This is a genomic window from Methylovorus glucosotrophus, from assembly GCF_009858335.1.
Taxonomy (GTDB): domain Bacteria; phylum Pseudomonadota; class Gammaproteobacteria; order Burkholderiales; family Methylophilaceae; genus Methylovorus; species Methylovorus glucosotrophus.
Map to the genome: position 1 here is coordinate 1,680,729 of NZ_VMSE01000001.1, position 15,282 is coordinate 1,696,010.

The 15,282-nt window shown below is 53.9% G+C and carries 12 protein-coding genes and 1 tRNA gene; 7 read left to right on the forward strand and 6 right to left on the reverse strand.

Going from position 1 to position 15,282, the window contains the following annotated elements; all coding sequences use genetic code 11:
- Positions 1-37 precede the first annotated feature (37 nt).
- The 5 genes from FNL37_RS07860 (at position 38) to FNL37_RS07880 (ending at position 3,726) form a co-directional block, all read left to right on the forward strand.
- A complete protein-coding gene (locus tag FNL37_RS07860) occupies positions 38-871 on the forward strand; it encodes an alpha/beta hydrolase (RefSeq protein ID WP_159355737.1) in 834 nt (277 codons plus the stop codon).
- A gap of 16 nt (positions 872-887) precedes the next feature.
- Positions 888-1,148: an acyl carrier protein gene (locus tag FNL37_RS07865; RefSeq protein WP_013442057.1), complete on the forward strand. Its 261-nt coding sequence runs from the start codon at positions 888-890 to the stop codon at positions 1,146-1,148.
- A 5-nt stretch (positions 1,149-1,153) separates the two neighbouring features.
- Positions 1,154-2,389: a beta-ketoacyl-[acyl-carrier-protein] synthase family protein gene (locus tag FNL37_RS07870; protein WP_159355738.1), complete on the forward strand. Its 1,236-nt coding sequence runs from the start codon at positions 1,154-1,156 to the stop codon at positions 2,387-2,389.
- Positions 2,390-2,393: 4 nt separating this feature from the next.
- The gene (locus FNL37_RS07875) at positions 2,394-3,467 is read left to right on the forward strand and encodes a GNAT family N-acetyltransferase (protein ID WP_159355739.1); all 1,074 of its coding nucleotides are present in this window, start codon (positions 2,394-2,396) and stop codon (positions 3,465-3,467) included.
- Positions 3,468-3,636: 169 nt separating this feature from the next.
- Positions 3,637-3,726, forward strand: a tRNA-Ser gene (locus FNL37_RS07880).
- 309 nt (positions 3,727-4,035) lie between these two features.
- Here FNL37_RS07880 and FNL37_RS07885 read toward each other — a convergent pair.
- From FNL37_RS07885 to FNL37_RS13900, 4 genes are read right to left on the reverse strand one after another with little or no spacing between them, the layout of a single operon-like run.
- Entirely contained in the window at positions 4,036-4,890 is an 855-nt protein-coding gene (locus tag FNL37_RS07885) for a DUF4365 domain-containing protein (RefSeq protein ID WP_159355740.1), read from the reverse strand.
- 26 nt (positions 4,891-4,916) lie between these two features.
- Complete coding sequence (locus tag FNL37_RS07890) at positions 4,917-6,113, reverse strand: GIY-YIG nuclease family protein (protein ID WP_159355741.1); 1,197 nt, start codon at positions 6,111-6,113, stop codon at positions 4,917-4,919.
- Positions 6,106-7,713 carry a DEAD/DEAH box helicase gene (locus tag FNL37_RS07895; protein ID WP_211371951.1) on the reverse strand — a complete coding sequence of 536 codons (1,608 nt, stop codon included), beginning with the start codon at positions 7,711-7,713 and terminating at the stop codon, positions 6,106-6,108. Before FNL37_RS07895 ends, FNL37_RS07890 begins: the two co-directional genes overlap by 8 nt.
- Positions 7,697-8,716, reverse strand: coding sequence for a type IIL restriction-modification enzyme MmeI (locus FNL37_RS13900; RefSeq protein ID WP_244948231.1), 1,020 nt, complete (start codon positions 8,714-8,716; stop codon positions 7,697-7,699). The genes FNL37_RS07895 and FNL37_RS13900 overlap by 17 nt, the downstream gene beginning before the upstream one ends.
- A gap of 607 nt (positions 8,717-9,323) precedes the next feature.
- Here FNL37_RS13900 and mltF point away from each other — a divergent pair.
- Positions 9,324-10,751: a membrane-bound lytic murein transglycosylase MltF gene (gene mltF, locus FNL37_RS07900; protein ID WP_159355742.1), complete on the forward strand. Its 1,428-nt coding sequence runs from the start codon at positions 9,324-9,326 to the stop codon at positions 10,749-10,751.
- Between the two features lie 22 nt (positions 10,752-10,773).
- Positions 10,774-12,528 carry a cation:proton antiporter gene (locus tag FNL37_RS07905; RefSeq protein ID WP_015829942.1) on the forward strand — a complete coding sequence of 585 codons (1,755 nt, stop codon included), beginning with the start codon at positions 10,774-10,776 and terminating at the stop codon, positions 12,526-12,528.
- 102 nt (positions 12,529-12,630) lie between these two features.
- Here FNL37_RS07905 and serS read toward each other — a convergent pair whose 3' ends face one another.
- Both serS and FNL37_RS07915 read right to left on the reverse strand, forming a co-directional pair.
- Entirely contained in the window at positions 12,631-13,920 is a 1,290-nt protein-coding gene (gene serS, locus FNL37_RS07910) for a serine--tRNA ligase (RefSeq protein ID WP_159355743.1), read from the reverse strand.
- A gap of 33 nt (positions 13,921-13,953) precedes the next feature.
- On the reverse strand, positions 13,954-15,276 hold the full coding sequence (locus FNL37_RS07915) for a replication-associated recombination protein A (RefSeq protein ID WP_159355744.1): 1,323 nt from the start codon (positions 15,274-15,276) through the stop codon (positions 13,954-13,956).
- Positions 15,277-15,282: the final 6 nt, after the last annotated feature.

Consider the following 15,282-nt stretch of genomic DNA (forward strand, 5'->3'; position numbering starts at 1 on the left):
CCCGCCTCCAGACACATGCCAAACAAGGGCAAGCCGCATGAGTCTGGAACAGCTGATTGGTGAAAACGGCTTTATCGAAGGCAAAGGGCAAGATGCCGTGCTGCTGGTGCACGGCCTCACCGGCACCCCGGCCGAGATGAAGCATTATGGCAAAGTGCTCGCCCGCAAGGGCCTCACCGCCGTTTGCCCGGTGCTGGCCGGGCACTGCGCTTCGATCAAAACCCTGACCGCCACCACCTGGCAGGATTGGGTGAGTTCGATCGAGCAGGTGTTTCTGGAAATGCGCAAACGTTATCGCAAGGTGTTTATCGCCGGGCTTTCCATGGGGGCGCTGATCGCCCTCATGGTGGCAGCGCGTTATAAGGAAGCGGTAGCGGGCGTCATTCTGTTATCAGTCACGCTGTTTTATGACGGCTGGAACATGCCGCCATTCAAGCAACGCTTCCTGCTGCCTATCGTGTTGTATACCCCGCTCAAATACTTCGTGCATTGGGAAGAAACCGCGCCCTACGGCATCAAGTGTGAACGCACCCGGGCGCTAGTCGCGGCGATTCTGGATAACAAGGATGCCCAGGCTTCCGAGAAGATCGGCTATTTCAAAACGCCCGCCACCGTGATTCTGGAAAGCGTGCGCCTGATCCGCCAGGCCAAGAAACAGCTGGCAGATGTGGTATCGCCAGTGCTGATCGTGCATTCCACGGAAGACGACATGGCGAGCATCAAAAACGCCCATTACGTGGAAAAACGCCTGGGCTCGCATGATATCCAGACCATGTATATCAGCGACACCTATCACGTACTCACCCTCGACAAACGCAAGGACGACATTGCCAAGCGCAGCGCCGAGTTTTGCCTTGCCCTCGCTCACTGAACACAGGAGTAGTCTCATGGAAAACACCTTTGAAACCGTCAGAACGCTGATTGCAGAGAAACTGGAAATCGACAAAGCGACGATTACACCGGATAGCGTACTGACCGAGATCGGGCTGGATTCGCTCGACACCTTTGACATCATTTTTGAGGCAGAAGATACATTCGGCATCAAGGTGCCCACGCCCAAAGAAGAAATCAAGACCGTGCAGGATGTCGCAAACCTGCTGGATCAGCTGCTGCAGGAACAAGCGCCCAGCCTGCAGGTGCAGAAGTAAGCATCATGGCAAACACGCGTCGCGTCGTCATTACCGGCATGGGCATCGTCTCGCCGCTGGGCAATACCGTGGAAGAGTTTGGGCTTAACCTGATGCAGGGCGTATCCGGCATCAAACGTCTGGAGACCGACTTCAGCGATCAGCTGGAAATCAACATCGCCGCCAGTGCCGACTTCGATGGCACCCAGCACTTTTCCAAAAAAGAGCTGGCGGTGCTGGATCGGGTGAGCCAGTTTGCGCTCTATGCCGCCCAGCAGGCACTGGATAATGCCGGGTTGGACGCTGACAGCATGGATACCAACAAAACCGGCTGCTACCTCGGCACCGGCATGGGCGGCGCCGCCTCCACCGAAGAAGGCTACCACCGGCTTTTTAAAGAAGGCCAAAGCCGCCTCAAACCCTTTACCGTGCTGATGGCGATGAACAACGCCGCCTCCTCGCACATTGCCATGCATTACGGCCTGGGCGGCCCCAACCTCACCTACACCACCGCGTGCTCTTCGTCTGCCATTGCCATTGGCGAAGCGAGCCGGCAGATCGCCTACGGACACTGCGATTACATGCTGGCGGGCGGTAGCGAAGCGCTACTCACCTTCGGCACCATCAAAGCCTGGGAAGCATTGCGTACGCTGGCAAAGGTAGATGAACAAAACCCGGCGGCCTCCTGCAAACCATTCTCGGCTGACCGCAGTGGGCTGGTGCTGGGCGAAGGTTGTGCCATGTTTGTGCTGGAAAGCTACGACTCCGCCATGGCACGCGGCGCCACCATCCATGCCGAAATCGCCGGTTACGGCACCGCCAACGACGCCAGCCATATCACGCAGCCCTCCGTCGCCGGACAAGCACGTGCCATGCAGGCTGCGCTGGATAATGCAGGTCTGGCCCCCGAGCAGATTGACTACATCAATGCGCATGGCACCGGCACACCACTGAATGACGCCACCGAAACCGCCGCCATCAAGCAGGTATTCGGCCCCCATGCTTACCAACTCGCCATCAGCTCCACCAAGTCCATGCATGGTCACCTCATGGGCGCCGCCGGTGCAGTTGAGCTGGTGGCCACCACGCTGGCCCTGCAAGCGCAATTGCTCCCGCCGACCATGCACCTGCAGCAGCCTGACCCCGAGTGTGACCTCCACTATGTTGCCAACCACGCCACCCCGCAGCACGTGCGGTACGCCATGAGCAATTCGTTTGCTTTTGGCGGCACCGGTGGCGTCATCATCCTGAAAAAGAGCTAACGCCATGCAACCTGATTTAAGCCATTACCAGCCCGACACCCTTGCCGCCTTTCAGGTCGAAACCGGCTTCAGCGCCGCCAAATTCCTCGAAGAAAACTGGAAAGCCCTGCTGCACGACGACATTGAAGGCTATCGCCTGCACCTGGCCTTTGATACCGGCCACACCCCCGGCTTCAAAACCGGCTACATCGGCATCCGCAAAAACCAGGTGCTGCTCTGCATCGCGCCCTACTTCGTCACGCAATATGCGCTCGAAAGCAGCCTCAAAGGCACCATGCAGAACATCCTCACGCAGGTAAAAGAGCAACTGCCCAGCCTCATGACCATCAAGATGCTGTGCGTAGGCTCGCCAGTCACCGACTCCTGCAAGCTCGCCATCAGCCACGAGTACCCTTTCGATCCCGCGCTGATTCAGGTGCTGAACCGCACGCTGGCCACCATTGCCAAAAAAGAAAACGCCACCTTGATCGCCTTCAAGGATGTCAAAGACGCGGATTACCAGCTATATGGCCCGGCGCTCAAAGACCTGGGTTACAACGCCCTGCCCAGCATGCCGCTCGCCATCAACAAGATCACGCATGGCTCCGTGCAAGACTACCTTGCCAGCCTGAGCAACGAGCTGCGCATGAATATTCAGCAAAAACTCAGCGCCGCCCATGAGATTCGAATCGAAGAGCACCAGGGCATACCGCCGCACCTGGACGATATCTACAACCTGTACCTCGAATCCCACGTCGGCCAACAGGCGCAATCCGAGCTGCTGACCAAAAAATTCTTTGAATACGTCGCCGGACTCATGCCCGAGCAAACCCGCTTTGTGCTGTATTTCAAGCAAAACACCCTGGTTGCCTTTAACCTGCTGCTGCATCATCAAGGCGTCGTGCTGGACAAATACATCGGCATCAACCCAGCCGCCAACGCCCAGCACCATATTGATTGCTTAAGCTGGATATACAACATCGAGATGTGCATACGCGATGGCTTTCACACCTACCAAAGCAGCCGCGAGGTATACCACACCCGCAACACCATGCCCGCCAAGCTGCATGAAACACACACCTTGCTCAAGCTGGCCTGATCGCAGGGCTGGTGAAACAGGATATTGGCGGAACGATGCCAGAGGGTTGTTTCAGCAACAGCCACTGCCAAGGCCGCAAGCAAAAATGCCCCACAAAAAGTACAGCATCAAAAGCCGATAATGGTAGAATAGCGCCCTCATTAGCTGGGCAATCCAGCAACCGAGTCGCGGAGAGGTGGCAGAGTGGTTGAATGTACCTGACTCGAAATCAGGCATACGTGCAAGCGTATCGAGGGTTCGAATCCCTCCCTCTCCGCCAGCAGTCTCCCTTAAGCAAATCGCTCATACTCAAAATCCGAGCTTCAACCATTTCGAATCTCACTGAACTAGTCAATTTTGATCTGGCAGATAATTGCTAAGCCGGATATCTCGTGTTGCATTTATTGCTTGAAGAAAAGGGGATTACCGGCCCCGCGCACTGTCTAGCATCGCTGCAACTGGTTGAGAGCAGGAACTCTATAACACCAGCGGCTTCACGTTTGGGAATTTATTAGGCGATCCAAACAACATAGCAGGAAATTTGATCACTTATATTCATGGGAAGTCCCAATAAAAATAAGTTAACAAATTAGTAGACGGTTTCACCATCATTCTCAGCAATAAAATTTTCCAGTTCTGTTACGCCGTAAAGACTATTTACTAGAAGAGAGAAGTGGTACTGATGGGGACTTTTTGAAAATGTTGATTTTTCGGTCTTTAAATCAAGCGAATTAACAAATTCCAACAGATCTTGAGCACTGTCTTTATTTATACAACAATCATTATATTTATAAATCATCTTCAAGTTATAAATATGCATCGCTAATATTTTTAGATTCTTTAGAGATTCATTGTTTAGGTCTAAATTTCCAATTGATATTGCATTTAATTGTCTGGAAAGATTTGAATAGATCTCGTTAAAATCCACCATTTCTTGAATCACACAAGGTCTTGAGGCAATCTTTTCAATTTTATTGTATCTCGAAGATATTTCGTTATGTAAAGGTATCTGAACAGAGAATGAATTCTGCGTACCAGTCCTCCAGCCCGGGGATTTTAAATCAAGAAAATCTCTAACATAGCGTTGAATCCATAAAAAATATGATTTTGCGTCTTGAGATGAAATATCTACTAGAAATAGTAAAAATGGTACATTAAATTGTGAAGCATATTCAATAGCACCTTTATCAAGTGGAAAGCTGATATAGCGCCCTCTTTTATGCTTCAGTTTTGATGCAGTTCCTTTTACCTGAATGTGAAACATTGCTCCTGTCGAAGAATAAGTATCTCCATGAATGTTGATACCATTTTTTTCAAAAACCTCAACAGTTAGATCGATGCCATAATCACGCTCGGTAAGATCTCTGATTACCCAGTGATCCGGAAGAAGGTTTAATACGCGTCTGATTGAACGAGTGTCAGTTATGTGCTGATGGGTGCGCATAAATAAGATACCATTTCATTCATATTTTAAGTGCGATTGAAATTAATAAGTTGCGCTGTCTTCGGATCATAAACAACATCAACGATAGAGCCATCCACAATCCTGGTTACTACCTCATCAATTACATTCAATGGCACCAGAAACCACTCTCTTGGCTTCACAGGCTGCCCAAAACGATCCTCAAGGGTTAGATCAAGTTGTGCGGCAGCAAATACCCGGTGAAAAACGCTCTCCAGCTTGGATCTGTTAAGGTTATGTAGCTTGTAGGTGGCAACTATCTCCACCTTGTCCAAAAGATACGTAGCATCATGTTCAGCTCCTGCAATGCGAGTCTCCACCCTACCACTTGTTACGCCAATTTTATGGATCAGTTCGCGGTGCTCAGTAACGAATGGATGCTTCGATAGGCTTCGCAGCACGTAGATGGTCCCGGTTTCAATATCGTCAGACTCAGTTGCGCTACCAAACAAAGGGCCATCGTCTTTGATGATAAGGCGGCGACCAACTGGAGTGTCCCCATCTGGATAAAGCGAGCGCGAAAGAGAACGTAGTAGCAAATTGCTCTCGGTATGATTATCAAAAATAACTCTTAATCGCGGATTGTCACGTCCATCTTTGGTTTTGGTACCTTCATTCATTTCAGCTACATAAGCTGTTTGGCCTCCAATAACAAAAAAGTCCCCTACTTCAATACTAGCGTTTTTAACAAAAGGCTTGGTCATCCACGTGCCTGCCTTGAGGCCAGCCTCAGCCTCCTCGAACAAATGCTTGAAGCGATCGAAGTCTGCACAAGGCGTGCGGTTCGCAATTTCTTCTGCTGCCTTGATTTCGGCGTAAGGGCGCACGTGACGTAGAACCGTAATGTCGCCCTCGCCAGTTAAATCAACTCCCAACTCCGCCAGCAAAGCGTCCTCATCTAGTACGTCTGGATTAATGTGGGACGCCATTGCGCTAGATAACAAACCAGGAGTATCCAACTCAGCCAGCAATGTCTTCGCTTCCGGCAACTTCCGCAACTGGTCCAAACGCACAGCATATAGGCGTTCAAAAATATCAAGGCTTTCGCCATGTCGAGGAGCGTGGCCATGAGTTTGGTGGAAGCGCAAAATATCTTCGAAACCGGCAATAATCCGTTCTTCTCGTGGAGAATGGCTGGATACCTTAAGTGGAGTAACTTCTACTCCCAATGCATCCAGTAATGCGTCATCGTCCATCTCAGCCATTACCTAATTCCCCTTCTGCCTGCCTTGCTTTGGCCTGTGCACGATAACGCGCTAATGCAGCTACACCTTCAGCCATACGTTTTTCCCATGCATCTGCAGAATTGATATCAGGCAGTCGACCACGTTCGTTCTTGAACTGCAAAGCACGTTTTGCCAGCTCTCGGGCCTCGTCTTCCGGAATGCTCACTCTTTTGGCGGCAATACTGGCTTGCACTTGGCGCAAAGACTTCTCATCCATAGCTTTCGCCAACACAGCGTAGGCGGCATCGAAAGGATTGATGCGGTCAATAAGATCAATATCCAGGTCACGCACATTGACGAACTTGCGCACTCCATCGATCAAAGCCGTACTACCACCTGCGCCATTGGCATCCGCCTCAGCTAGCGCTAGCTTGGCCTGCTGGGTGACGTTCATAGCCGCAATGGCATGTTGCCGGATAGCTTCCTGGTCGACCTCGCTCAAATCCGGATAACGTTCGCGTACGATCTTACCCATGCGCAACTGGGTTAGCTCTTCTGGCAAGGTGTTTTCCTGGTCGAAAAGACCGCGCTCCAATGCAGATTTGTCCTGCAGGAAACTGGTAACAACCTCGTTCAAGTCTTCCTTACAAATGCGCGTGGCCTCGGGGCTTTTAGGGGTGACCAGCCCATTAATTTCCACGTGAATCTGGCCGGTATCCTTATTCACGCCGATATTGTGGCCACCCTCTTTGTAGCCCCCATCGCCATAATCAAAGCCATCCTTCGGGCCGCTATTCTTAGGCGTAAATTCATAGCGCGGAGCCAGAACCTGCTCCATTAGCAGGCTAGCAGAGATAGCTTTGAGCATGTCGTTCACCGCTTCGGCCACTGCAGCTTGCTCAGCTTCCGGCTCAGCAATCAGGTTGGTAAAGCGTGCTCGCTCCTTGTTTTCGGCATCACGGGTAGCGCGACCTATAATCTGTACAATTTCAGTGAGGCTACTTCGGTAGCCGATAGTCAATGCATGTTCGCACCAGATCCAGTCAAAACCTTCTTTCGCCATACCCAAGGCAATGATGACATCCACATGGTCGCGATTATCCTTCTGTATTGGGTCTTTTAACGCGGCTAGCACGCGTGATCGCTGAGCCGGGTCGCTATCATCGACGAGGTCGGCAACCTTGAGGGTACGTCCATCTCCCGTTCTCACCAGGTGGAATCCAGTGGCCGGATCAATCCCCTGCCAATCCCCCAGCGAGCTCATAATTTCGTTCACCTCGCGCTCTTTGTCCTTAAGGCTCTCACGGGCATTAACGTTAGGAATATGCACAATCGTTTTCAGTGCTGGATCTAGCACCTTAGCAACGGCATCAACATAACGACCAGTGTAGAAGAAATAGCCAATATCCAGGGATTTCAGCCAGCTGTACCCGTTAAGCTGTTCGTAGTAGGTATAGGTCACTGTCTCGAACTTGGCCTCATCCCCCGGCGCCAGCACCGCCTCGCTATCACCACGGAAGTAGGAGCCTGTCATAGCCACTAAGTGTGCTTTGTCACGAGCGATAAATGCGCCCAACTGAGCGCCCAGCACATTGCCGGGATTTGCAGAGACATGATGGAACTCATCTATGGCGATCAAACGATTGTCGAATGCGTTCCAACTGTGCCCGCAATTCGTCAAGAAACAAGGGATTCAATACTTTGAGGATGTTGGGCACACTGGTGTAATGCATGCCTAAGGCACCCCGTTCCTCATCGTCGGCTACCGCCTGGATCATGCTGCCGAAAATGTCTGGGTTGATTTCGCGCCAGTTCAATCCCCCAGCATGCAGCAAGTAGGTTCGTGCCATCCGCGTGAAGCGAGGCACTTCGGTGCTACCGGAGAATAGACCGCCATTCACATAGGGAAAGCCATTGGCCCAATTGGGCAAGCGAGGCTGGGCACTCACACGATCTTCACCTTTGATGTTCATGGCTCGAAATATCTCTGACAACACAAGGTGAGTGTTCGAGCCATCGCGCTCGCTGTATTGGTCGACGGTCTGTGTGAACAAACCTTCACCGTTAAAAATGTCAGTGTCTTCAGCAAAGAAGCAGAACACTAACCGAGCCATGAAGTGATTCATGTCGGGGCGGCGTTCGGCCCTAGCCCAATCAGGATTTTCGCGTAGCAGCTCGACATATAGCTTGTTGAGCCGACCCGTAGCACGGACGTCTACCGGGTTCTCTTTGATCTCCTTGATGGTGGAGATGCCGGCCAATGGGAGAAAAAAACCAAAGTGATCTGAAAATTTCGGGTAGGGACAAGCGATTGTTTCGCCGCCAGCCAGATCTTCGGCTTCTAAAGTCTGCCCATCGGTAGCGAGAATGAACTTGGCTTTAGCCTTAAGAGTGGCCGGGCTAGCGCGGAGTGCCTGGAGAGTGCCACCCACCGCACCCTCATCGCACACTGCGATGTGGATGTTGTTGCGCTGGAGCACCCCTCCTGGCAAATCCGAGGTATTGTTATTACCTGCACGAAGGCGTTTAAGAGCGGCATCCTTGTTTCCGAAAGCAGCCAAGAAGGCAAAGGGGAACTCCTCCCTATCAAAAGGCTGGAGCGCTAAGTCTGATATCGCTTCTTCGATCTCTACAGCGTTCATTAGTATTTTTTAGTTCCTGGGGAAAATTGGCACCGATTTTGACAGAATTGCACGTCTGTGAAAATTTATTCATGAAGGGGTATATTTATAGCATCCATGAATATTCGCTATATGTTGTGACGAGATGAAAACACTGTATCGATCTCTTCCGTCCCAGACCTGCACCGGAGTATGTGGCGAGACTATATGCGTATGTGGCTTAGGATAGCTCATGGAAACATAACGGATCTGGTCTCACAATCGACGCGCCCGACCTCGCATATATTGCGACCGTTATATAATCTTCACCATTTCTTGCAAAAATCCCGCTAGGTTATTCTTTAAAATATTCACTGCAAGCTGTCTCGATTTTATGACACGGCAGCGATCACTTTGACAACTCGTGACGAGATCACCCCCCATGTGCCAAAAGGGTCTTGACGAGATTTCAGACGAATAAGAACCCATCTCAAAATGTCCCGCCCTCTCCACCAGCAGCAACACCTGCAACTCACTCGCCCATATACAAATAAGCTTAGCGGTACTAAAACCTGAAACAGAACAGGTTCTTTCACTGGTTCAATTTTCTAACTGGACAAACCCCAAAAACTTGGCGAAACTTGGGCCGATGCGCATATTCCTGACCATACTGCTGGCCTTTCTTTGCTCGGCCTGCGAGCAATCTGGCGACAGCCCCGCCCATAGGCCGCTTACCAAAGAGTTGATTGTGGTAACGCACAACGGACCGAATACCTATTATGTGGATGGCGAGAACCAGAACGCGGGGTTTGAGTATGATCTGGTGCAGATGTTTATGAAGGATCTGGGGCCGGAGTACAGCGCGAAGTTTTTGGTGGTGGGGAATATTTCGCAGGTGATTCCGACGCTGCTCAAGGGGCAGGCGCATTTTGCGGCGGCGGATTTGAGTATTACCAAGCTGCGCCAGCATCTGGTGAAGTTCAGCGTGCCCTACCAGACCACCCAGCAAAAAGTCATTTACAACGACTCGCAAAGCAAGCCACCAAGAACCATCAAAGACCTTATCGGCAAACGTATTGCAGTGCCTGCGGGAACAAGCTATGCCGAGCGCCTGCGCGAGATGAAAGAGCGTGCCCCTGCCCTGCAGTGGGAGGAGCTGAAGAGAGCCAGTGCGGATGAGCTGATGGAGCAGGTGGCGGATGGCTCGCTGGATTTTACGGTGGCGGATTCGCATCTGGCGAATATGCTCAAGAATTACTACCCAAATCTGGCGGATGGCATGAGCGTGGGCAAGCCGGAACAGGTGGCGTGGGCCTTCCCCAAACGCGGGCAGGCCTGGATTTACCAGCGGGCCAATGCCTTTATCGAGAAGATCAAAAAAGACGGACGGCTGCGCAATCTGATTGACCGCTACTACGGGCACAGCGAGCGGCTGAACCCGATGGACGTGACGAACTTTCTGGTGCGTACGCGTAATGTGTTGCCGCAATATGTGGGGCTATTCAAGCAGGCGCAGGAAATCACTGGTCTGGATTGGCGACTACTGGCGGGGGTGAGCTATCAGGAGTCGCATTGGGATCGATTCAATACCTCACCCACCAATGTGCGCGGCATGATGATGCTGACGGAAGATACCGCGGACCGCCTGGGCGTCACCGACCGGCTGGATGCGCGGCAAAGCATATTGGGTGGCGCACGCTATATTGTGATGCTGAAAGACATGCTGCCTGAGCGCATCCCCGAGCCAGACCGCACCTGGCTGGCGCTGGCCGCTTACAACATCGGCTTTGCGCATCTGGAAGACGCGCGGATTTTGACCAAGCGCCTGAAGCTGAACCCGGATAGCTGGGCGGATGTGAAAAAAACCCTGCCCCTGCTTAATCGCGCGGAACATTACTCCACGCTGAAATACGGCTATGCGAGTGGCGGTGCACCGGTGGTGTTTGTCGAATCCATCCGCACCTATCACAAGATTCTGGAGCGCTACGAGCCCAAGCATCAGCCCGTGTTGCCGGATTTCAATCTGGTGAATGCCGGCATGACCACAGGAATCGCGCCTTACCAACCCGTACCATAATGTTCGACCAGTCAGACTAACCATGCACGCTCTCTCTTTCATACAGGATCTCGCTGTCATCATGCTGGTGGCGGGGTTTGTGACGGTCGTCTTCCAGCGCATCAAGCAGCCGGTTGTGCTGGGCTACATCCTCGCCGGGCTGATCATCGGGCCGCATACGCCGCCTTTGCCGCTGATTCATAATCAGGAAACGGTAGAAACCCTGGCCGAGCTGGGCATCGTCTTTCTGATGTTTTCGCTGGGGCTGGAATTCAACCTGCGCAAGCTGCAAAAGGTCGGCGCCACTGCGTTTGTCGCGGCCATTACCGAGATCGTGGTGATGGTATGCATAGGCTACGAGATCGGCCAGTATTTTGGCTGGAAAGTCATGGATTCGATCTTCCTGGGCGCCATGCTGGCGATCTCGTCGACCACCATTATCGTCAAGGCTCTGGAAGAGCTGGGCATGAAGCGGGAGCGTTTCGCGCAGCTCATTTTCGGCATTCTGATTGTGGAAGATATTCTCGCCATCGGCATCATCGCCCTGCTCTCCGGCATGGCGGCAACCGGCACCGTCAGCACCGGTGAGGCCGTAGGCACCATAGGCAAGCTGGTGCTGTTTATGGTGGTGTCGCTGGTGGTAGGTATTCTGGTGGTGCCGCGCCTGCTGGATTATGTGGCTTCGTTCAAGCGGCATGAAACCCTGCTGGTGAGCGTATTGGGCCTGCTGTTTGGCTTTTGCCTGCTGGTGATCAAAATGGATTACAGCATCGCTCTGGGCGCTTTCATGATCGGTGCCATCATGGCCGAAGCCAAGCAGATACGCGCTATTGAACGATTGATTGAGCCGGTGCGCGATATGTTCAGCGCCATCTTTTTCGTCACCATCGGCCTGATGCTGGACCCCAACGCCATCGTCGAGTACGCCGTGCCCATCATGGTAATTTCGGCAGCCGTCATTCTCGGCAAAATCATCTCCTGCGGCACCGGCACGCTGCTGGCGGGCAACGATGGTCGCACGTCATTGCGCGTGGGCATGGGGCTGGCGCAGATCGGCGAATTCTCCTTCATTATTGCCACGCTCGGCCTCACACTGAATGTCACCAGCCATTTTCTGTATCCGATTGCTGTTGCCACCTCGGTGGTCACTACGCTGCTGACGCCCTATCTGATTCGCGCGGCTGACCCGCTTTCCAACCGGCTCACGCAACGGGTGCCTGGCAAGATCGCCCGCTTTTTTGATTGGTACCAGGGCTGGCTGCAAGGCGAAGGCAACGCCGAAGACCGCGCGCTGCTGGCAGGCCTCTACCGCAAGCTGATATTGCAGATATTCGTGAATGTGTGCCTGGTAGCGGCGCTATTTGTGGCCGCTCGCCATTTGCTGGCGAGCCCGCTGTTGCACTTGCCCGCCTGGGCTGGGGAAATCGATCTGAAGAAATCCCTTATCTGGGGCAGCACCCTGCTGCTTTCGGCGCCTTTCCTGATTGCGGCTTTTCGCAAGCTGCAAGCATTCAGCCTGCTGCTGGCTGACCATGCCACGCAAACGCTGGCCAGCGCGCAAGCTGACAAAGTCCGGCGCGTCATCTCGCGCGGCATTCCGGCGATTTCGCTGGCCTTTCTGACCATCCTGCTATTGGCGCTGAGCTGGCCGCTGATCCCCAGCCTGAAGCTGACATTGGCTGTGGCGGTGATTGTGGGCCTGCTGTTCATTATTCTGCGCCGCTGGTTTGTACGCATGCATTACCTGCTGCAAATCTCGCTGCTGGAAACCTTGAACCAGAAGAAAGACGAGCATTAGCAGGCAATAAAAAACCACCGGGTCCGGTGGTTTTTTATTTGATCATGCGCGCGATTGTGAGCCCGGCATCAGTTCAGGCTTTTCAGACTCACCATTCCGCTCTCATGCGCCCAGGCGCTCCAGCCCGCCCATGTAGGGGCGCAACACCTCAGGTACCACTACACTGCCATCGGCTTGCTGATAGTTTTCCAGCACGGCTACCAGGGTGCGGCCCACGGCCAGGCCGGAGCCATTCAGGGTATGCACCAGCTCGGGCTTGCCGCCTTCATTGCGGAAACGTGCTTGCAAACGTCGTGCCTGGAAGGCCTCGCAGTTGGATACGGATGAAATCTCGCGGTAGGTATTCTGTGCGGGCAGCCAGACTTCCAGATCATAGGTTTTGGCAGCGCCAAAGCCCATATCACCAGTGCACAACGACACCACGCGATACGGCAGGCCCAGCGCCTGCAGAATATACTCGGCGTGACCAACCATCTCTTCCAGCGCCTCGTAGCTTTTTTCCGGATGCACGATCTGCACCATTTCCACTTTGTCGAACTGGTGCTGGCGTATCATGCCACGCGTGTCGCGGCCATATGAGCCTGCCTCGGAGCGGAAGCATGGCGTATGCGCGGTCAGCTTCACTGGCAGGCTTTCCGCCGCCAGAATCTCGTCGCGCACGGTGTTGGTCAGGGTCACTTCCGAGGTCGGGATCAGGTACAGCGCTTCGCCCTCGCCTTCTTGCCCGCCTTTTTGCGCGGCGAACAAATCAGCCTCGAACTTGGGCAGCTGGCCGGTACCGCGCAGGCTGTCCGCATTCACGATATACGGTGTATAGCACTCGGTGTAGCCGTGGCGCTCGGTTTGCGTATCCAGCATGAACTGGGCAAGCGCACGGTGCAGGCGCGCGATCTGTCCGCGCATCAGCGTAAAGCGGGCACCTGCCAGCTTGGCGCCGGTATCAAAATCCAGCCCCAGCGGCGTACCGACATCGGTGTGGTCCTTGATCTCGAAGTCAAAACTGCGTGGCGTGCCGACCTTGCGCACTTCCACGTTGTCTTCTTCGGACTTGCCCTGTGGCACGCTGGCGTGCGGCAGATTGGGGATATTGAGCAGGAACTGCTGCAGCTCAGCCTGAATCACGCCCAGGCGCTCTTCATCGGCCTTGAGCTGCTCGCCCAGCCCGGCCACTTCGGCCATGATGCTGCTGACATCTTCGCCCTTGGACTTGGCAATACCGATCTGCTTGGAGGTAGCGTTGCGCTTGGCCTGCAAATCCTGCGTGCGCGTCTGCACCAGCTTGCGATCACTCTCCAGCGCTTCAAATCTGGCGGTATCCAGCGCAAAGCCACGGCTCGCCAGACGGCTCACCACGGTATCCAGTTCATTGCGTAATTGTTGTATGTCTAACATAAGGCTTCCTGATCGTTATTTCTGCTTGATAGTTTATTTCTTCTTTGGGGCACGCAGGGCTTGCGCATCCAACTCGCGCAGCCGTGCCAGTTTTTCGGCAATCTTGCCTTCCAGTCCGCGCGGCGTGGGCACGTAAAACTGAATGGCCTCAAGGTCATCGGGGAAATACTGCTCGCCCGCGGCATAGGCATCCGGCTCGTTGTGCGCGTAGCGGTATTCCTTGCCGTAATCCAGCTCTTTCATCAGCTTGGTCGGCGCGTTGCGCAGGTGCAAGGGCACATTGCGCGATTTGTCCTGTGCGACAAACGCTTTGGCCTGATTATAGGCCATATAGGCGGCATTGCTCTTGGGCGCCACCGCGCAGTAAATCACCGCATTCGACAACGCCAGCTCGCCCTCGGGCGAGCCCAGTCGCTCGTATATCTGGCAGGCTTCCAGCGTCATGGTCTGCGCACGCGGATCGGCAATGCCGATGTCTTCTACTGCCATGCGGATGAGGCGGCGGCCCAGGTAAAGCGGGTCGGCCCCGCCATCAATCATGCGCAGAAACCAGTACAAGGCCGCGTCGGGGTTGGAGCCGCGCACCGACTTGTGCAAGGCGGATATCTGGTCGTAAAACGCTTCGCCGCCCTTATCAAAGCGGCGCAGCTTGCTCGCCATGGTGCTTTGCAAAAACTCGGCGTTGATCTCGGTCAGGCCACTGGTCAACGCCGCATTGAACAAGCCTTCAACAAAGTTGAGCAAACGGCGCGCATCGCCATCGGCATAGGCCAGCACCTGCTCTTTCACCTCATCGCTCAGCGCCATCTCAGGCGCCATATTGGCGCGGGCACGTTCCAGCAGTTCGGCGAGGTCAGCTTCAGAGAGGGCCTGCAGCACAAACACGCGCGCCCGGCTCAGCAAGGCGCTGTTGACTTCAAACGACGGGTTTTCGGTGGTGGCACCGATAAAGGTAATCAGGCCGCTCTCAACAAAGGGCAAAAATGCATCCTGCTGGCCTTTGTTGAAGCGATGCACCTCATCGACAAACAGAATGGTACGACGACCGGATTGCTGCAAGGTGTGCTGAGCGCGCTCCACGGCTTCGCGGATGTCCTTGATGCCGGAAAGTACCGCCGACAAGGGGATGAATTCCGCATCGGCGGTATTGGCAATCAGCCGCGCCAGTGTGGTTTTGCCAACGCCTGGCGGGCCCCACAAGATCATCGAGGGCAGCTTGCCGGACTGAAATGCCAGCCGCAGCGGCTTGCCCTCGCCCAGCAGATGCTTTTGGCCGACCACATCATCCAGCGTGGCTGGGCGCAAGCGCTCGGCCAAGGGGGCATCGGGGGTATTCGGCTGAAAAAGATCGCTCAAAACAAT